15 protein-coding genes are annotated in these 19449 nt (G+C 71.5%); 10 read left to right on the top strand and 5 right to left on the bottom strand.

Annotated elements, in window-relative coordinates; all coding sequences use genetic code 11:
• Positions 1-16 precede the first annotated feature (16 nt).
• Positions 17-931 (bottom strand): DMT family transporter, encoded by a 915-nt coding sequence (locus BHS09_RS00940; protein ID WP_237080118.1) that lies wholly within the window; start codon positions 929-931, stop codon positions 17-19.
• A gap of 56 nt (positions 932-987) precedes the next feature.
• A complete protein-coding gene (locus BHS09_RS00935) occupies positions 988-1269 on the bottom strand; it encodes a rhodanese-like domain-containing protein (protein WP_090490980.1) in 282 nt (93 codons plus the stop codon).
• Positions 1270-1356: 87 nt separating this feature from the next.
• Here BHS09_RS00935 and BHS09_RS00930 point away from each other — a divergent pair, with 87 nt between their 5' ends.
• The gene (locus tag BHS09_RS00930; protein ID WP_090490981.1) at positions 1357-1872 is read left to right on the top strand and encodes a GreA/GreB family elongation factor; all 516 of its coding nucleotides are present in this window, start codon (positions 1357-1359) and stop codon (positions 1870-1872) included.
• A gap of 70 nt (positions 1873-1942) precedes the next feature.
• The gene (locus tag BHS09_RS00925) at positions 1943-4459 is read left to right on the top strand and encodes an ATP-binding protein (protein ID WP_174260476.1); all 2517 of its coding nucleotides are present in this window, start codon (positions 1943-1945) and stop codon (positions 4457-4459) included.
• Positions 4460-4463: 4 nt separating this feature from the next.
• Here BHS09_RS00925 and BHS09_RS00920 read toward each other — a convergent pair whose 3' ends face one another.
• Positions 4464-6188, bottom strand: coding sequence for a sensor histidine kinase (locus BHS09_RS00920; RefSeq protein WP_174259160.1), 1725 nt, complete (start codon positions 6186-6188; stop codon positions 4464-4466).
• A 233-nt stretch (positions 6189-6421) separates the two neighbouring features.
• On the opposite strand from BHS09_RS00920, the gene BHS09_RS00915 reads away from it, so the two are divergent.
• From BHS09_RS00915 to BHS09_RS00905, 3 genes are all read left to right on the top strand, one after another.
• A complete protein-coding gene (locus BHS09_RS00915) occupies positions 6422-9280 on the top strand; it encodes a PAS domain S-box protein (protein WP_174260475.1) in 2859 nt (952 codons plus the stop codon).
• Between the two features lie 113 nt (positions 9281-9393).
• A complete protein-coding gene (locus BHS09_RS00910; RefSeq protein ID WP_140786655.1) occupies positions 9394-10830 on the top strand; it encodes a vWA domain-containing protein in 1437 nt (478 codons plus the stop codon).
• Between the two features lie 15 nt (positions 10831-10845).
• Entirely contained in the window at positions 10846-11949 is a 1104-nt protein-coding gene (locus BHS09_RS00905; protein ID WP_140796925.1) for a hypothetical protein, read from the top strand.
• Positions 11950-11957: 8 nt separating this feature from the next.
• On the opposite strand, the gene BHS09_RS00900 is transcribed toward BHS09_RS00905, so the two are convergent.
• Positions 11958-12302 carry a hypothetical protein gene (locus BHS09_RS00900; RefSeq protein WP_140796924.1) on the bottom strand — a complete coding sequence of 115 codons (345 nt, stop codon included), beginning with the start codon at positions 12300-12302 and terminating at the stop codon, positions 11958-11960.
• Between the two features lie 278 nt (positions 12303-12580).
• Here BHS09_RS00900 and BHS09_RS00895 point away from each other — a divergent pair, with 278 nt between their 5' ends.
• The 5 genes from BHS09_RS00895 (at position 12581) to BHS09_RS00875 (ending at position 17703) form a co-directional block, all read left to right on the top strand.
• Positions 12581-13396 (top strand): sterol desaturase family protein, encoded by an 816-nt coding sequence (locus tag BHS09_RS00895; RefSeq protein ID WP_140786652.1) that lies wholly within the window; start codon positions 12581-12583, stop codon positions 13394-13396.
• A 149-nt stretch (positions 13397-13545) separates the two neighbouring features.
• Entirely contained in the window at positions 13546-13941 is a 396-nt protein-coding gene (locus BHS09_RS00890) for a BlaI/MecI/CopY family transcriptional regulator (RefSeq protein ID WP_026113917.1), read from the top strand.
• Positions 13938-16061 carry a M56 family metallopeptidase gene (locus BHS09_RS00885; protein ID WP_140786651.1) on the top strand — a complete coding sequence of 708 codons (2124 nt, stop codon included), beginning with the start codon at positions 13938-13940 and terminating at the stop codon, positions 16059-16061. The genes BHS09_RS00890 and BHS09_RS00885 overlap by 4 nt, the downstream gene beginning before the upstream one ends.
• 111 nt (positions 16062-16172) lie before the next feature.
• Positions 16173-17150, top strand: a complete 978-nt coding sequence (locus BHS09_RS00880; RefSeq protein ID WP_140796923.1) for a 4-hydroxy-3-methylbut-2-enyl diphosphate reductase — start codon at positions 16173-16175, stop codon at positions 17148-17150.
• A gap of 112 nt (positions 17151-17262) precedes the next feature.
• Positions 17263-17703, top strand: a complete 441-nt coding sequence (locus tag BHS09_RS00875; RefSeq protein WP_237080117.1) for a fibril protein — start codon at positions 17263-17265, stop codon at positions 17701-17703.
• 8 nt (positions 17704-17711) lie between these two features.
• Here BHS09_RS00875 and BHS09_RS00870 read toward each other — a convergent pair whose 3' ends face one another.
• Positions 17712-19406: a DUF885 domain-containing protein gene (locus BHS09_RS00870; RefSeq protein ID WP_237080116.1), complete on the bottom strand. Its 1695-nt coding sequence runs from the start codon at positions 19404-19406 to the stop codon at positions 17712-17714.
• Between the last annotated feature and the right edge of the window lie 43 nt (positions 19407-19449).

Here is a 19449-nt window from a genome sequence, read left to right as displayed (position 1 = left end):
AGTCGCGTGCCCGGGACTAACCGGGCACCGTCCCCGGAGCACCGCCTCCCGCGGGCGGCTCCGGGGAGACGCGGGGCACATCGGCGCGGGCCAGCATCACCGCGGCCCCGAGGATGAGAACGCCTCCCAGGACCTGACGCAGGGTGAGCCGCTCGTCCAGGAAGAGCACCCCCAGCACCACCGCCGTCAGGGGCTCCAGGTTGGACACCAGCGACGTGTTCACCGGGCCAATGCGCTGGATGCCCACGAAGAAGAGGAGCACCGCGGCCACCGTGGCCACCAGCGCCAGCCCCACCACCGCGGCCCAGCCCGTGACGGAGCCGGGGAAGGCAGGGCCACGCACCAGCATGGCCACGCCGAAGGATAAACCCGCCGAGCAGAGGATGACGGTGCTGGAGGCCAGCGGCCCCGCCCGACCGGACACCCGGCCGCTGGCGACGACATAGACGGTGTAGAACAGCGCGGACAGCAGGCCCAGCAGCACGCCCGGCAGCGTGGCGCCGCCCTGGGACAGGTCGGCTGTCAGCACCGTGCCGCCCACCGACAGGACCACCGCCAGCCACTTCACCCGGCCCAGGTGCTCCTTGAAGACGACACGCTGCACCAGCGCCACCAGCGCGGGGAAGGAGTACAGCAGCAGGGCCACCAGCCCCGCGGGCGCGTGCTGCAGGGCGAAGAAGTAGGCCCCGGACTGGCTGAAGTACCCGGCGGCGCCCAGCAGCACCAGGGCCACCAGCACCCCACCCCGGGGCCACCGCTGGCGGCGCAGCACCATGACACCGGCGAGCACCGCCCCGGCGAGGGAGAAGCGAAGGAAGAGCAGCGTGGCCACGTCCGCGCCCGCCGCATAGGCCAGGCGGCCAAAGAGGCCCAGCGCGCCGAAACACACGCCCGACAACGCCACGATGAGGAAGCCAGCCGTGCGGCTCATGACCGGAGGGCGAACCCTGCTCCAACCGGGCGCCCGTGTCACCTGCCCCCGGTTGGCTACCAGTTCTTCACGGACTTGAGATCGAAGACGTCCGGGAAGCCGTTGGCGTGAAGCAGTTGCACGGCCTGGGCGCTGCGGCCACCGGCGGCGCAGTACACCACCACGCGCGTGCCGGGCGGGCCCACCTCGGCCAGCCGGCGGGGCAGCTCCTGCACGGGGATGTTCCGGGCGGGCTCGGGGTGCCCTTCCTGGAATTCCTGCGGCGTGCGCACATCCAGCAGCACCGCGCCTTCGGCGACGAGCTGCCGGGCCTTCTCCGAGAGTTCCTGGGGTGTCATGCCCCCCACTCTAAGCCCGGACGGGCGGGGGGCGACTGGCCGAAAACTGGAGGTGTCCGCCATGGACGCTACAGTTCTGTACCACCCATGCGACTCGACAAGCATGCACTCCTGGGCCAGCTCGCGGACCGCCTCCAGCAGAGCGACCGGCTGGCCCACCGCGCCGAGGCGGAGGCCCGCGAGGCCGCCCGCAGTCTGGCCACGGAGTCCGAGAAGAAAGAGGACGGCCGCGCCGCCCTGGAGTTCGGCAGCCTCGCCACCGGACAGGCCCAGCGGGCCCGCCGGGTCCAGGAAGAACTCCAGGCGCTGACGAAGTTCGGTCAGGCGGAGTTCCCCCGCTTCCCCCGGCAGGGGCCGGTGGCGCTGGGCGCCATCGTGGACGTCAGCACCGAGGACGAGGAGGGCTTCTCCGAGCGGACCTTCTTCGTCCTGCCCGCGGGCGCCGGCACCGAGCTGACGGGGCCGGGCGGTGACGGCTTCCTGTCCGTCATCACCCCCGCCTCCCCCGTGGGGCGCGCCCTCATGGGCCGAAAGGCGGGAGATACGGTGGAAGTGATGCTCGCGGGCGAGGTCCGCGAGTGGACGGTGCTCGAGGTCGCGTGATGTCGAGCCTTCGACGAAAGCCCGGGGGGCACTAGCACCCATGGCGCCCGTCGCGCGTGAATCCGCAAAGATGTCTTCTTCGCCTTCACCGCAAATCCAGGCGCCGTCCCCACCGGCACTCCTGCCGCTCACCTGGCCCGCCGCCGTCGTGGGCCTGATGTTCGGCGTGCTGATGACGTACGTCCCATACGAGTTCCGGGTGGCCTCCTTCCGGCCGCTCTACCCGTACGTGCGCGTGCTGGGCCTCACGTACCTGACGGGCAGCATCATGCTCATGGGCGCGCTGCTGTACCCGCGCGCGCCGCGCTGGCTGGACGTCACGGGACGCCTGCTGCTGGGCGCGGCCATGGCGCTGTACTGGTGGGTGCTCAACGTCCTGCCGGGCAGCTTCACGGGCATCATCCTCTACCCGGTGCTCTTCGGCGGCGTGGTGCTGGAGGCCTGGCCCGCCATGCGCCAGCGGCCCGTGCTGCGCACCTTCGCGGCGCTCACCGGCGCGGCGTTCGGCGTGGCCATGCTGGTGGTGCCCGAGCGCTTCCCGCTCTCCGTCTACGCCCACCTCGCACCCCTGCGGCCCCTGGTGGGCCTGCTCTTCGCCGTGTGCGGTGTGGGCCTGCTGCTGCCTTCCCACCGGCTCCACCGCCAACTGCCAGCCCTGTTCATGGGCGGGCTGGCGGTGCCCTTCGCCCTGCTCGCGTACGCGCTGGGCCGGGGTGCTTCATGGCTGGGAGCCAGCGTGTACGCGGTGCTCACCCTGGCCTGTGTCGCGCAGGCCCTGGACTGGCGGCCGCGCGCGCCTCGCACGGTGGGGTGGAAGCTGCTGCGCGGGCTGGCCTTCGCGGGGCTGGTGCCGCTGCTGGCGCTGGGCGGGCTGGCGGCGTACCTGGCGCAGAACGCGATTGAACAGCAGGTGCGCGACGACACGCAGCGCGCCGCCGCGGGCGAGGCCGACTTCCTGCGGCGCTACCTGGACGACGCGGGCGAGTCCCTGGCGCTGATGCTGGAGTCCCCGGGCTTCCGCGCCGCCTTCGCCACGGCCGCGCCGGAGCGGCTGGAGCCCTACCTGGTCAACCTGGCGGCCCAGGAGCGCGCCTTCGACGCGGCGCTCGCGGTGGACACCCAGGGCCACATCCTGGCCGCGTCTCCCAGCGTGGAGGGGTGGAACCTGGAGCCGCGCGACTTCCTGCCCCCGGCCTTCACCCGGGGCGCCGAGGTGTCTCCGCCCTTCATCCGTCCGCCCGGCCAGCCCCTGGTCGCGGTGACGCAGCCCTTCCGCGAGGACGGCGAGGTGCGGGGCATGCTGGTGGGCCTGCTGTCCCTGGAGCGCCTGAGCCAGGCCACCACGCCCGCGTCGCGGCGCTTCCGTGTGCAGGTGTTGGACCGGCGCGGCCTCAAGGTGCTGCGCGACACCGCGCCCGGCGCGCCGCTGCTGGGCGAAGCACACCTGCCGGACGCGCTCAGCCTGGAGCTGCTGCGTCCCGGCATCGGCGTGCTGGAGGCCTTCGACGCGGCGGACCGCCGCATGCTCGCCGCCGAGGCCCCCGTGGAAGGCACGGAGTGGAGCGTGCTGGTGACGCAGGAGCTGGTGGTGGCCTATGCGGCGATTACGCGCATGAGCGCCGCGGTGGTGGGGCTGGTGCTGCTGGGCGTCCTCATGGCCCTGCTGCTGTCGCAGCTGGTTGCCCGCGACGTCATCCGCCGCCTGGACCATCTGCGCACCGCCACCGCCGCGCTGACCGCGGGCGACTGGTCGCAGCGCGTGGACGTGGAGGAGGACGACGAGCTGGGCGAGCTGGCCCGCGGCTTCAACGAGATGGCGGCCCGCACGGGCGCCACGCAGACGGAGTTGAAGGAGGCGGTGCGCGCGCGAGAGGAGTTCCTCAGCGTGGCCAGCCACGAGCTGCGCACGCCGCTCACCCCGCTCAAGGGCTTCGCCGCGCTCACCCTCCAGCGGTTGGAGAAGAGCGGAGACTTCCCGGAGCGCGAGCGGCTGCTCAAGGCGCTGCGCTCCATGGCCCGGCAGACGGAGCGGCTGACGCGGCTGGTGGATGACCTGCTGGACACCGCGCGCATCCAGGGCGGGAGGCTGGAGCTGGAGCGCAAGCGTCTGGACCTGGTCCCCCTGCTGGGCGAGGTGCTGGAGCGCTTCGAGCTGCGCACCGAGTCCGGCGTCACCTTCGAGCTGGACGTCCCCGCCCACCCGGTGGAGGGCGACTGGGACGCGCTGCGGCTGGAGCAGGTGCTCACCAATCTGGTCAGCAACGCCGTGCGCTATTCACCCCACGGCGGCGCGGTGCGCATGTCATTGGAGGCCGCGGAGACGCACGTGCTGCTGAGCGTGCGCGACGAGGGCATCGGCATCCCTCCGGAGAACGTGGCGGACCTGTTCCGGCCCTTCGCGCGCGCGTCCAACGCCCAGGCGCGCCACTTCGGCGGACTGGGGCTGGGGCTCTTCATCTGCCGCGAAATCGTGGAGCGCCACGGCGGCGCCATCTGGGCGGAGAGCCCGGGGCCCCAGCGCGGCAGCAGCTTCCACGTGCGGCTGCCCCGCCGCGCCGAGCCCGCGGCATCCGCGAGCGCGGCCTAGCGCGTCAGGAGGACGACGGCTCCGGCGCGCCGTGCGCCGTCAGCCACTCCTCGGGGATGTCACCGCGCGGCAGCTCCAGCACGAAGAGGGAGCCCTGCCCCGGCTCACTGGTGGCGCGCACCGTGCCGCCGAAGGCCTCCACAATCTGCCGGGTGATGTAGAGCCCCAGGCCCAGGCCGCCGTAGTGCCTGTCACTCACCGCGCGCTCGAAGCGCTCGAAGATGCGCGGCAAATCTTCCGCGGAGATGCCGATGCCGCCGTCGCGCACCGTCAGGCGAGCGGTGAGCCCCTCCGCCTCCACCGCCACGCGCACGGGGTGGCCCGCGCCGTACTTCAGCGCGTTGGACAGCAGATTGGTCACCACCTGCTCCAGCCGCAGCCGGTCCCACCGGCCCATGACGGGCACCGGTGCGTGCAACTCCAGCTCACACTGCAGCTGCGAGGCGGACGGCGCGAAGCGGTAGAGGATTTCCGCCGCCACGCTGGCCAGGTCCATCTCCTCCACTTCCAGCCGCAGGCGGCCCGCGGTGATTCGCGACACGTCGAGCAGGTTGTCCACCAGGCTCGTCAGCTTGCGCACCTGCCGCTGCACCACCTCCAGCGTCTCCGACACGCGCTCGGCGGACACCGGCTGGTTGTGGGCCGCCATCCCATCCACCTGCTTCTGCAGCAATTGCACCTTGAGGTGCAGCGGCGTCAGCGGCGTCTTCAGCTCATGGCTGGCGATTCCCAGGAACTCGTCGCGCAGGCGCACCGCTTCGCGCGCCTCCTGGAGGAGCTGCGCGTTGTCCACGGAGAGCGCGGTGCGGCGGGCCACTTCCTCCGCCAGCCGCAGTTCCTCCGCGCTGAAGTCGCGGGCTTCATCCGCGCGGAAGAGGGCCAGCGTGCCGATGACGCGCTCGCGCGCCACCAGCGGCACGCCCAGGTAGCAGCGCAGGCCCAGCCCCCGCAGCAGCCGCGCGTGCTCCGCGTCCCGCGCGGCGGCCTCCACGTGGGCCTCCGTCACCCGCAACCGCTCCGACTGGCCGGTGCCGAACAACGGCAGCACGCGCTCGGGCGGCAGCGGGTAGCGGCGCAGCGCCTCCTCCAGCAGGCCATGGCGCTCCGGCTCGGCGTGCAGCGCCGTCACCGGGCGCGGCGGCCCGCCGGGCAGGCCCAGGTACAGCACCGCCGCGTCCGCGAGCGCGGGCACCAGCAAGCGGAGCAACCGCGGCGCGGCCTCATCGTCGAACGCGGCGCCCAGCAGCGCACCGGCCTCCGCCAGCAGCCGCGCCGAGCCCACCGCGTCCAGCCCCACGGACGAGGCCACTTCACATGCGCGCAGCAGCGCTCCAGCCGTCGGGCCCTCGTCGTGCTCCAGCGGCACCGCGGAGGCGCGCAGCAGGACGTGCGTCCCATCCGGCCGGCGCACCCGCCAGCGGGCCTCCGCCACCCACTCGCCCGTGAGCGCGCGTGCCAGGGGCGGCACCTCCACCGACATGGACGCATCCTCCGCACGCGTCCATACACAACCGGGCAACCAACCCTGCTCGGCGCGTTCGGGCCGGCTCATGCGGAACTGACGCCCGGCCTCCACGTTGAAAGCGAGCACACGCCCGGTGACATCCACCAACACGAGCGCCTCGCCCGCCTGCTCGAGCAGCAACCGGAGGACGCCCTCCTTCAGCAGGGCGTCCGCCTCTTCGGAGTCCAGATGCGTCATCGAAAGCGGGGCGCTTCCAGAGGCCATGAGGGACTTCCCGCGAGCAGAGGCAACATGGAGGCATGTCTCCTTCCCCGGACGAAGGGCAGCCTCCGTGTTTCCACAGAACAGCAGAAGGGGCGCCATCCCCATCCCGCACCTGCCAGGGTCATCGAAGCCCCCCTTGCTTGCCTGCCCGGAAATCCAGATTCTCTGTCCCTTTGTAGCGCATCCGGGTGACCTTGCGTCCACCCGCGCGGCCCACTTTCTCGAGTTCCATCATGCAGAAGCCGCACTCCACGCCTGACTGGACCTCCCGCGAGCACCGTTACCGAGGCGTCATCGACAGCCTGCGGGAAGTGGTGTTCCAGACAGACCTGGCGGGGACGTGGACCTTCCTCAACCCGGCCTGGACGGACATCACCGGCTTCAGCGTGGAGGAGAGCCTGGGCCGCTCCTTCTCGGATTTCCTCCACCCGGATGACCGGGAGCGCGACCCGGAGCCGCTCCAGAAGCTGTTCGCGGGGGAAGTGGAGTTCGTGCGCCATGAGATGCGCTACCTCACGCGCGACGGGAGCTACCGCTGGGTGGAGGTGTTCGCCCGGCTGATGCACGACGACGACGGCGGCATCCTGGGCACGGCGGGCACGCTCAACGACTTCACCGAGCGCAAGGCGGCGGACGGCGCGCTGGCGCGGAGAGAGCGCTACCTCACCGCGCTGGTGGACATGCAGCAGCGGCTGCTGGCCACGCAGGATGGCGGCGACCTCTACGGGCCCGCGCTGGCGCCGCTGGGCCACGCGTCGGGCGCCAGCCGCGTCTACGTGTTCGAGCTGCACCGGGCGCAGGACGGCGCCGTCCTGAGCAGCCAGCGCGCGGAGTGGTGCGCGCCCGGCGTGAAGCCCGAAATAGACAACCCGGACCTCCAGAACGTGCCCATGGAGCCCGCGCTGCGGCGCTGGACGGAGACGCTGTCGCGGGGCGACGTCATCGAGGGCCTGGTGGAGAGCTTCCCCGCACCGGAGCGGGAGCTGCTGGAACCGCAGGGCATCCTGTCCCTGCTGGTGTTGCCCCTGCGCGTGCGCGGCGTGCTGACGGGGTTCGTGGGCTTCGACAACACCTCGGAGGCGCGGCGGTGGGACCGGCTGGAGGTGGACCTGCTGTCGGCGGCGGCGGGCGCCATCTCCATGGCGCTGGAGCGGCGCGAATCAGAGCGGGCGCTGCGCGAGCGCGAGCGGCGCTTCCGTCAGCTGGCGGAGAACGCGTCGGACGTCCTCTACGTGTACCGGCGCGAGGCCCCGCGCGGCTTCGCCTACGTCAGCCGCGTGGCCCACACCAAGCTGGGCTATGGGCCGGTGGCGCACTACGCGGACGCGGAGCTGTGGTACCGGCGCGTGCACGAGGAGGACCGCGCGCTGATGGAGCAGTTGCTGGAAGCGCCGGAGCCCTTCCAGGGCGCGCCGGTGGTGGTGCGCTTCCTCCACCCCGACGGGCGGACGCTGTGGCTGGAGCACGTGGTGGCGCCGGTGACGGACGCCTCCGGACGCATGGTGGCGGTGGAGGGCCTGGCGCGCGACATCACCGTGCGCCGGCAGGCGGAAGAAGCCCTGCGGTTGTCGGAGGCGAGCTTCCGCGCGCTGCTGGAGGGCGTGCCGGACGCGGCGGCCATCGAACGGGACAACCAGATTGTCTACGCCAACGCGGCGCTGGTGGGCACGCTGGGCTTCGAGCGGGCGGACCAGCTGGTGGGCCGCCCCCTCACGGAGTTCGTGCGGGACATGCGCAGCCCGGACGCGGTGCGGGCCGGCGCGCTCACCGGCGAGCGGCGGCTGGTGCGCAGGGACGGGCGCACCCGCGTGGCGGAGGTGGTGTCGTTGCCGCTGCGCTTCGACGGCCAGCCCGCGGTGGTCTCCATTGCCCGCGACGTGACGGAGCAGCGCCAGCTCCAGGCGCGGCTGACGCTGGCGGACCGGCTGGCGTCGGTGGGCACGCTGGCGGCGGGCATCGCGCACGAAATCAACAACCCGCTGGCCTTCGTGCTGTCCAACCTGGGCTTCCTGTCCGACGAGTTCAACCGCAGCCTGCCGCCCGGGGACGGCGCGGCGGCGCTCCAGGCGCGGCTCAAGGGCGAGCCGGACCTGGGTGAATGGCAGGAGGTGCTGCAAGAGGCGTGTGAGGGCGCCGAGCGCGTGCGGCAGATTGTCCGCCAGCTCAAGACGTTCTCCCGGCCGGACGAGGAGCGCGTGTCGCCGCTGGACGTGCACGCGGTGCTGGAATCGGTGGCGATGATGGCGGCCAACGAAATCCGCCACCGCGCGCAGCTGCGGCGCGACTACGGCGACATCCCGCCCGTCATGGCCAACGAGGGCAAGCTCAGCCAGGTGTTCCTCAACCTCGTGGTGAATGCGGCGCAGGCCATTCCGGAGGGCGCGGCGCACCGGCACGAAATCCGGCTGGCCACGCGGGTGGACGGCGCCGGGCGCGTGGTGGTGGAGGTGGCGGACACGGGCGTGGGCATCGCGCGTGAGGTCATCGACCGCATCTTCGACCCCTTCTTCACCACCAAGCCGGTGGGCGTGGGCACGGGGCTGGGCCTGTCCATCTGCCACAGCATCATCAGCGGGCTGGGCGGCGACATCACCGTGGACAGCGAGCCGGGGCGAGGCACCCTCTTCCGGGTGGTGCTGCCCACGCCGGAGACGGTGGAGCGCGCGAAGCCCTCGGAGCCTGACTCGCGGCAAGCACCGCACGCGCCGCGCGGCCGGGTGCTGGTGGTGGATGACGAGCCCGCGGTGGGCCGGGTGCTGCAGCGCATCCTCCGCGAGCACCAGGTGGACGTGGCGTGCAGCGGGCGCCAGGCGCTGGAGCTGCTGGAGCGCGGGCTGGCACCGGACGCGGTGCTGTGCGACGTGATGATGCCGGACCTGACGGGGCGCGACGTGTACGAGGCCGTGCGGCGCGAGTACGCGGGGCTGGAGCGCCGCTTCGTGTTCGTCTCCGGTGGCGCGTTCACCTCGGGCGCGCGGGACTTCCTGGCCAGCATCCCCAACATGCTGCTGGAGAAGCCCTTCGACGAAGCCCGCGTCCGCGGCGTGGTGGAAGAGCTCGTCCGGCAGCGACAGCCGGCGCACGACGCCTGAGCCCGCGAGCGGAGGTCGTATCGGGCAACGGGCGGACCCTCCTCCTGGTGACCGATGCGGCCTCGGGTGACTCCAGGCGAGTGTGCCGCATCCTTCCAACCTCGAGGCCCTGAATGAACCGCTCATTGCTGCTGGTCGCCGCGACGGGAGTGCTCGCCGTGGGCGCGCTCCTGCTGGGCACGCCGCCCACGCCGCCCGGACCGCCCCCTCCCGCCGTCACGGACACCAGCCACACGGTGCGGCGCCCGGAGGACCCGCCCGCCACGCGGACGCTGACGCTGGTGACGTCCAAGCCGGAGGACGGCGCCCTGAACATGGCGGGCAAGCTGTCCGGCGCGTACGTGCAGACGGGGCCCAGCGAGGCCTTCGCGTGGCTGGAGCTGAAGGCGCGCCCGGCGGAGACCGGCCAGCGGGTGCCCGTCAGCCTGGCGCTGGTGCTGGACCGCTCCGGCTCCATGAACGGCCAGAAGCTGGCCGACGCCCGGCGCGCCGCCACGGAGCTGGTGCAGCGCCTGAAGCCCGAGGACCGGCTCGCCTTCATCGACTACGGCACCGACGTGCGGGTGCAGCCCAGCCGGCGGATGACGGAGGAGGCGCGCGAGGAGCTGCTGACCCTCATCTCCGGGCTGCAGGATGACGGCAGCACCAACATCAGCGGCGCGCTCGACGCCGCGGCCAACGCCCTGCGGCCCCACATGCGCGAGTACCGCGTCAGCCGCGCCATCCTGCTGAGCGACGGGCAGCCCACCACGGGCATCGTGTCCGAGCCGGGCCTGCTGGACCAGGTCCGCCAGCTGCGCCGCGACGGCATCACCGTCAGCGCGCTGGGCGTGGGCCGGGACTACCAGGAGACGCTGATGCGCGGCATGGCCGAGCAGGGAGGCGGCTTCTCCGGCTTCATCGACGACTCGGCGCGGCTGGCGGAGGTCTTCTCCCGCGAGCTGGACCAGGCGACCAGCACCGTGGCGCGACTGGTGGAGCTGCGGCTGGACGTCCCGCCCGAGGTGCAGCACGTGGAGGTCATGGGCATGGCGTCCTTCCGCGAGGGCAACGTGCTGAAGGTGCCGCTGTACGACATGGCCAGCGCCCAGACGGTGCGCATCATGGCGAAGCTGACGCTGAACACCCCGCGGACCACCGGCGCGCTCGCCCTGCTGAACGCCCGGGTGCACTACGTCGACGTGGCGCGTGACATGCCGACGGAGACGGCGCTGCGGCTCACCGCGGAGGTGACGAGCGACCTGGACCTCGTGCGCGAGCACCTGGACAAGGAGGTGCGCGTCCACGCGACCCGGGCGTTGGGCACCCAGCACATGGTGGCCGCCGCGGAGGAGATGAAGCGCGGCAACAAGGCGAAGGCCCGTAGCCTGCTGGACAACGCCCGGACCATTTTCGGCTCCTCCGCGGACGCGCTGTCCGGGGAGCTTGCGGACGTGAACCGCTCCCAGGCAGCCTTGGCGGGCGCGTCCAGCGCGGAGGAGGCGCAGGCCGAGTCGCGCAACCTCCTCAAGAAGTCCATCAAGAACTTCGGCCAGAACAACACGTACTAGCAGGACGGTGAACCCATGGCCCTCTCCGTGCAGTACTTCCACCGCGAGGAGTTCGAGACCCGCACGCTTCGCGCGCTGGGAGGTGCCGCCTGCATGGGCCTGGTCGCGGGGGCCGTTCCGGACCTGCACCTGACACCGGAGTACGTCGCCATCGTGGCCGCGGCGCAGGCGTGCGTGAAGCCCACCGGGGTCCACCCCCTGGCGCTGCGCCTGGCGCTGACGGTGCTGCCCGCCCTGCCCTACTTCTTCCGAGCGCCGGAGCCGTTGCCCGTGAGCCTCGCGGGCGCGCTCGCCGCGGCGCTGGTGGCATGGCTGGGCCATGGACGGGAGCAGCCGGGGCAGCCCGCCGCGGTGGCCACCAGCGCCGCCGCCGCGGGCGTGCTCGTCCCACTGGGCCTCTACGTCCAACAGGTGCTGGAGGCGCGCTTCCTGGGGAGCGACGGCCTGCTGTCGGCGCTGGTGGGCTTCCTCGTCGTGGGCCTGTTCTGGAGCATCGGCACGCTGCCGGCCAACCTCCGCGTGGAGCTGGACGCGGTGGAGGCGCGGGGCCGCCAGTTGCAGGACGCGCTCAAGGGCGACTCGCGCACCCTCGCCACGCGGGCGCTGACGCTCTACCGCCAGTGCAAGGACGTGGTGACGAAGATGCCGCCCAGCACCGGGCGCACGGAGCTGCTGGGCGTGCTGGAGAAGATGACGGGCGACAGCTTCTCACTGGCGGAGGTCCACTTCGGGCTGGAGGCACAGCTCGGCTCCGTGGTGGCCAACGACGTGGACGCCCAGGTGCGCGAGCTGCGGGAGCGCGCCGCCGCCACGCAGGACGCGGTGGCCCGCCGGCAGTTGGAGCTGGCCGCGTCCTCGCTGGGTGAGGAGCTCAACCACCTGGACGTGCTGGCCCGCCGCAAGGAGCGGCTGCTGGCCCAGCTCCACGCGCAGGTGGCGATGCTGGAGCGAGCCCGGGTCTCCTTCATCGGAGTGCAGGGCAACGAGCTGGGTGCCAAGGGCGCGCAGGCCGCTGACCTGGCGCGCAAGCTGAAGCAGCTGGGGGAGCCCGCCTCCAGCGCGGGGCCCGAGGACGTCGCCCCCGTGGCCGCGCCGAACCCCACGCGCGTCGCCCCCTGAACGACGCGCTACTTCCGGGACGCCCGGGTGGCGCGCTTGCGCCGCGGCGGGGGCGTGTGGCGCACCGGCGGCGCGTGCAGTTGATCCGCGATGCGCTGTTCAATGGCCTCGCGGGTGCTGCGGGCCTGGACCAGCGCCGCCTCGATTTCCTCACGCACGCGCGCCGCCTGCTCCTCCGCCGTGGCCCGGTACTCTGACGCCGTGCGGCGCAGGGCGATGCTGCCCCGGTCCGGCCCGGCACTCCGTTCACCAGTGCGCACTGCCTTGGGAGTCGATGTCCTGCGCCTGCGTACCTTGGTCCTGGGGGTCTGCTGTCCTTCGTGCTCCGCCATCCGCGCCTCCCGGAAAGTCATCCTGGCCTCCAGGAAAGTGGGCTGCTATCGGACGCGAAGGAAGCCCGCGCCTGGGCCGGCTTCTGGGCAGGCAGGCAACACACCGCCTGTTCATTCAGCAGGGTTGCTTCTCACCTGCTCCAGGAAAACGCTATGGAGCGCCCTTCAGGATGCGGCAATTTCAAGGGCCCCTGGTACTGACAGCACCGCCGTAAGCCCCGTGGCCGGGCGGGTACGGCGCGCACACACTCCTGCTTCGTCTGCCTCCATGGGAGGCAGCGGCGCCCTGCGAGGATACCGTGGCAGTCAGCGCACCCTTTTCGTTCCTGAAGAACCGCAAGCACAACCTGGACCGGATGACGCTGGGCGACCTGGTCTACTCGTTCTTCACCTACTACGCGGTGGTGGCCTACATCACCGTGGGCATCATCAGCCTGGCCTTGGCCGTGAAGTGGTTCGAGAACCCGCTGCGCATGCTGCTGGCGATGCTCGCCGCGAGCGTGGCGTTCCCCTTCGGCTGGTACCTGGTGCACAAGCACATCCTGCACAGCCGCTTCCTCTACAAATCACCGCTCACCGCGGCGACGTGGAAGCGCATCCACTTCGACCACCACCAGGACCCGCACGACTTGCGCGTGCTCTTCGGCGCGCTGGCCAACGTGCTCCCCACCGTGGGCGGCGTGATTGCCCCCATTGGCTATCTCATTGGCGGCAAAGCGGGCGCCGCCGCCGCGCTGGGCTGGGCCATGGTGATTACGTGCTTTTATGAGTTCTGCCACTGCATCCAGCACCTGAACTACACGCCCAAGTCCCAGTTCCTGAAGGACATCAAGCGGCTGCACCTGTCGCACCACTTCCACAACGAGCAGGGCAACTACGGCATCACCAACTACTTCTGGGACCGCCTCTTCGGGACCTTCTACGAGAAGTCTGGTGACAAGCCCAAGAGCCCCACCGTCTTCAACCTGGGCTACACGGCCGAGGAGGCCCAGCGGTATCCCTGGGTGGACCGGCTCTCCGGCGGAACCCGCGGTGACGGCCACCCGCGCCGCTTCTGGGAGGACCAGGCCGCCGCCCAGACGCCGCCGGAGCCCACGACGCGACAGGACAGCTGACGGCCGGGCACCCGCCTGTGCCCCCAAGCCCCCTCCCTCACCCAGAGGCAGGGGGCTTTTGACGGACCGCACCTACGAAGGGCTTCGTTGACATCTACGAATCTATTCGTAATATGAGTCCAGGCAATCGAGTCATGGAAGGAAGCGTCATGAGTGAGACGAAGCTGCCGCGTCCCACGGATGGGGAGTTGGCCATCCTGCGGGTCCTCTGGGCGCGTGGCGACAGCACGGTGCGCGAGGTGCACGAAGCCCTCACCCGCGACGAGCCGGAGGGCACCGGGTACACGACGGTGCTGAAGCTGATGCAAATCATGACGGAGAAGGGGTTGGTGGAGCGTGACGAGTCCCAGCGCGCGCACGTGTACCGGCCCCGGGCCACGGAGCAGCGCACCCAGCGGCAGCTGGTGACGGACCTGGTGGACCGCGCCTTCGGTGGCTCTCCGGCGCGGCTGGCGATGCAGGCCTTGTCGTCGAAGAAGACGCGTCCCGAGGAACTGGCGGAGCTGCGCCGGCTGCTCGACACCCTGGAAGGAGGCGAGGAATGAGCCGGCTGCTGATGGAGTCCCTGGGGTGGGCGCTGCTGCACTCGCTCTGGCAGGGCACGCTGGTGGCGCTGATGCTGGCGGTGGCGCTCATCACGGTGGGGCGGCGCGCGGCGCATGCGCGTTACGCGCTGGCCTGTGGGGCGCTGGTGTTGGCGCTCGCGTTGCCGGTGGCCTCCGGGTGGAAGCACTTCCACGGCGCGCCCGCGCGAGTGGCGATGGACCTCTCCGTGCCGCGCGCGCAACTCCGGGTGGATGACGCGAATCCGCCCCCCGTGAAGGACACGGCGGCGCGTCCCGCATGGCGGTTGTCGCCCGTCGCGGCGTCGCCCGCGTGGATTGACGCGGACATGGCCGAGGACGGCGCCGCGAGTGGCTTCGAAAGCACGGTGCTGACCGGCTTGGGCTCGTTCCTGGTCATGGCCGGACTGCTGCTGCAACGCGCGCTGTCCCAGGTGGAAGCGCACCTGCACTGGCTGGTGTTGGCGTGGGTGGCGGGCGTGGGCCTGTGCTCGGGGCGGATGGCGGCGGAATGGATGAAGCTGCGCCGGCTGGCGGACCGCGCCCTGCCCGCGCCCGAGGCGTGGCAGGAGCGGCTTGACGCCCTGTCGCGACGCATGGGCCTGCGCCGCGCGGTGCGGCTGCTCCAGTCCTCCGACGTGGACGTTCCCGCCGCGGTGGGCTGGCTGTCGCCCGTGGTGCTCCTGCCCGTGTCCACCCTGTCGGGCCTGCCCGCTCGGCAGCTGGAGATGGTGCTGGCCCATGAACTGGCCCACATCCGCCGTCACGACTTCGCGGTGAACCTGGCGCAGGTGCTGGTGGAGACGCTGCTCTTCTTCCACCCCGCGGTCCGCTGGATTTCCCACGTCATCCGCGTCGAACGGGAGCACTGCTGCGACGACGTCGCGGTGGCCGCCAGCGGCAACTCCGTCTCCTACGCCCGGGCGCTGACGGCGCTTGAAACGCTCCGCGTGCTGCCGGGAACGCCGAGCCCCGCCATGTCCGCGCTGGGCGGCTCACTGCCGGAGCGCGTGCGGCGGCTCATCACCCTGCCCACGTCGCGCTGCGCTTCGCGCTGGGCGGCGGGCGCCTCCGTACTCACCCTGGTCAGCAGCCTCGCCGTGGCCGCGCCGCTGACGTCGCTCCTGCTGGGACAGACGGACACCGCGCCGCGGCCGGGCGACGAGCCCGTCCTCGTCCAGGCTCCGCCCATCCCGGCGCTCTCGCGCACCCCGCCGGTGCCTCCCGCGCCCTTGCCCGTGGCACCGCCCGCGCCCCCGGCGCCTCCCGCGCCTCCCGCCGGTGTCGCGGCCGTGGCGGCCCGCGTGGCACCGGCGTCCGCTCCGTCTCCTGCCCCTCAGGCGCGGAGCCTGGGTTCGCGCGCCCAGCGGGAGCTGGACCGGCAGACACGGGTCGGCGCGGGGCAGCAGCTCTCCGTCGCGCAGCTCATCGCGCTCAAGAACGCGGGCATCACCCCGGAGCGCGTGCAGCAGCTGACGGCCATGGGCTACACGCCGACCGTCTCCAACCTCGTGATGATGACCCACGCCGGCATCACCCCTGACTACGTCCAGGACATGAACACGCGCTTCGGCCGGAAGCTGGAAGTGAAGGAACTGACGCACCTGCGACACCTGGGCGTCACGCCCGACTACATCCAGTCCCTCAAGTCCGCGGGCTTCAACATCGATGACCCGAAGGCCCTGTCCCACGCGCGCGCCGTGGGCGTGGACGAAGACTTCGTCCGCGGCCTCAAGGACGCCGGCTACACCGGCATGTCCCTGGAGGAGCTCGCTCACCTCCGCGCCGTGGGCGTGAGCCCCGAGTACATCCGAGAGATGAACAAGCACGGCCTGTCGAAGCTGAAGGCCCGGGAGCTGATGCAGCTTCGCGCCGTGGGCGTGGACCCGGGCTGGCTCGCCAGCATGCGCAAGGCGGGCGTGCAGACGACGGATGCGAAAACGCTCCAGCGGCTGCGCGCCACGGGCGTGGACGCCAACTTCCTGGGCGAACTCCACGACGCGGGCCTGAAGGACCTCTCCGTCGACGAACTGGTGCGGCTGCGCACCGGCGGCGTGGACGCGGCCTTCATCCGGAAGATGCGCGGCACCGACTCGAAGTAAGCCGTTCGTCCCGCACACCATCACCCCTCACGTCTCGACCGCCCATCCCGCTCGGCGCAGGTCCCACCGGACGCGCGCCGCACGGGAGGGGTCTACCCGAAGGAGCCCACCATGCGTCTCATGTCGTCACGCCTGTCCCTCGTGGCCCTGTTGTTGATGGCCGCCTCCGCCGTCGCGGCCTCTTCCACCTTCGAGCCACGTGGCACCTGGTCGGCCTCGTCCAAGAGCAGCGCCCCCTCCATCCTGAACCTCCAGCTCCACCAGAGCCCGCACCGCAACATGGGCTTCACCGAACCTCGGGCGTCCTTCCAGGGGCTGTCCACCACGGGCGGCGCCACCACCTTCACCCTGCCGCGCGAGGCCGGCACCTTCCGCTTCGAGGGCCAGTTCCAGGACGGCCAGGGCGCGGGCCACTTCCGCTTCGATGCCAGCAGCGCCTTCCTCAAGACGATGGCCACGCTGGGCTACTCGGACATCACGCCCGAGGCGCAGTTCCAGATGGCGGCGACCAACGTCACGACCGCCCGCATCCAGGCCCTGGCCGCGCTGGGCTACAAGCAGCTCGGCACGGAGGAGCTCATCCAGGTGGGCATCTTCGACGTGACGCCCGAGTACGTGCGCGGCATGTCCGACGCAGGCTTCCCCGGGCTGTCGTTCAAGGAACTGGTCGAGGGCCGCATCCACGGCGTCACGCCCCAGCGCGTGAAGGAGCTCGCCGGCGCCGGCTTCACGAAGCTGCCCTGGAATCAGCTGATGGCCATGGGCATCCACGGCGTCACGCCCGACTTCGTGAAGCAGATGCGCGAACTGGGATTCCAGAGCACGGATTCGGATGACGTCATCGCCTTCCGCATCCACGGCGTCACGCCCGAGTTCGTGAAGCAGATGCGCGAGCTGGGCTTCAAGGACCTCACGCAGGAGCAGATCCTGGCCTTCCGCATCCACGGCGTCACGCCCGAGTTCGTGAAGCAGATGCGTGATTCGGGCTACCCCAACGTCACCCCGGACGAGTTGGTGGCCCTGCGCATCCACGGCATCGACCGCGTCTTCATCCGCGACATGTCGGGGACGGCGCCGAAGAAAAAGTGACGCCGGGCGCGGTCAACGTCCGACGGTGAACGGCGGGCCCCGCTACCGGGATGCACGGGGCGCTGCCCGGACACATCTTCCCCCCGGGACGGTGGTGGTGGGGAGGGTCGGAATGTCGCTGCTTCGAGCCACTTGTGCCGGGATGCTCTTCCTGGCGGCGTGTGCATCAACCAACAAGTCCGCGGTGCCTGAGCCCCGCGCCTCGGCGTCCACGGCGCCGCGAGTCGAGGTGGTGGAGTACGGCTTCCACCCCCAGGACCCGGTCCGCGTCGGCTGGGGTGACCGGGGGATGATGGCCTTCCTGGAGCTGCTGCGAGGCCCCCAGGGCCAGCGCATCGCCTGGCGCCGCGTGGGCCCCTGCTGCGGCGCCGGCGCGCCCACCGAGCTGGAGGTCTTCGAGGTGACGTACGACGGGCTCGCCGCGCCGGTGAGCCTCTACCTGGACCCGAACACCGCGGGCGCCGTGCACGCGCCCAACGGCTTCAGCATCCAGGGGCTCGCCTCCCGCTCGCAGGTGGAGCAGGAGGAGACGCCCCGGGTCATCGAGCTATAGTCCGCGGCTCACTCCAGCGACGGCGCCGTGTCGCCCGGCAGGAACACCTCCCGCGCGAGCGACACCGGCAGCCCGAGCTGGAGGAGCCGGTCGTGGAAGTCCTTCAGCACCAGCGTCTTCCCGCGCGACTCCAGGTGGCGGCGGTAGTCGTCGCGCAGCTTGAAAATCTGCATGCGCCCCACGGCGTAATACAGGTACGTGGGGTCGAGCGTGCCGCGCTCCACCTCGCGCAGCGCGGGGAAGGGCTCGAAGTACGCAATCTCCGCGTACCGCTTCGCCACCGCCTCCACGGGCTCTCCGTACACGTGCAGCGCCAGCGCCGCGTACCAGCGCGCGTGCCGCTGGAGGGCGCGGCGGAGCTGCCCCAGCCGCACGGCCGGGTCGCCGTTGCCCAGGCCTTCATCCACCATCATCTGCTCGGAGTAGTGCGCCCAGCCCTCCACCAGTGACGCGGGGGTGAAGACCTTGCGCACGTCCGTGGGAATCCGCGCGCCGTAGAGCAGCTGCACGAAGTGGCCAGGCATGGCCTCGTGGACGGTGATGCCCAGCAGGCCCGCGCGGTTGAAGTACGTCAGGTGCTGGGCCTTCTGCTCGGGCGTCCAGCCGGGCTCTACGTTGGTGATGTTGTAGAAGGCCTCGGTGGCCTTTGTCTCGAAGGGGCCGGGGGTGTCCATGGACGCGAAGCCCAGCCGCGCGTAGGGCGGCGTCTCCCGCACCACGGGCAGCCGGTCCGACGGCAGCGTGAGGATGTTCCGCTCGCGAACGAAGCGCTGCAGCTCCACCAGCTGCGCCCGCGCCGATGCCACCAGTTCCTCCGCCTTCGGGTGGTCCTTCACCAACTCCGCCATCACCTGCTCGGGCGTCTTGGAGGCGTCCAACCGGGCGGCCTCGCGCGCCACCCAGGCCTTGTAGTCGCGGATGGCGCGCTCGTTGATGTCGCGCAGCGCGTCCGCGTCCAGCGTGACGTGCTCCTCCAGCGCCAGCTTCTTCTCGAAGCGCTCGCGGCCCAGGCGGAAGTCGCCGTCCGCCTTGGGCAGCAGCTCGCGCTCCAGCCACACCGCGAAGGCCTCCATCTGCCGCGCGGCCTCCTCGCGCGCGGCGGAGAAGGCGGCGCGCTCGCTCAGCGGTACCTGGGCATACCCCTGCGCCGCCAGGGCCCGGGGCAGGTCCGTGCGCAGGTACGCCACGGTGCCGCGCGCGTCGCGCAGCGCGTACTCCGCCCACAGCTTCGGCACGCCGCTCAGGTTGAACTGCGCCGCGTCGAGCACGCCAGGGATGCGCGCCATCCGGGAGCGCATGGCGCGCATGCGCTCGGCCACGGGCGCGAACTCGCGTGACGACAGGCCGTCCAGCCCGCTGGAGATGATGCCCACGTAGAAGCCCGGGTTGCGCTCCCAGGGGCGCACCTCCTCCAGCTCCAGCAGGTCGGCACGCATCGCGTTCTCCAGCACGCGCACGTCCACGGCGGCATCTCCCGACAGGCCACCGCGCGCCACCGCCTGCTCCAGGCGCGTCAGCCAGCCGCGCAGCGCTTCCGCCTTGCGCTTCAGCGCGTCCGAAGAGACGTCCGGCAGGTGGGCGTCATGCATGTGATAGCCGAGCCGCGTGGCCCGGGTGGGATTCGCCGCCGCATACCAATCCAGATACTCGCGCGCGAGGAGGACATAGTCGGCATCCGCGGCGGAGACTGAAGCGGTGGGCATGGCCGTGGAGGACTCCGGCCCGGCCCCCGAGCGCGATGCGCAA

Origin of the sequence: Myxococcus xanthus, from assembly GCF_006402735.1 — a bacterium.
GTDB lineage: Bacteria > Myxococcota > Myxococcia > Myxococcales > Myxococcaceae > Myxococcus > Myxococcus xanthus_A.
The sequence above is the reverse complement of the archived record's forward strand: the minus strand, read 5'-3'. Positions and strand labels throughout refer to the sequence as shown.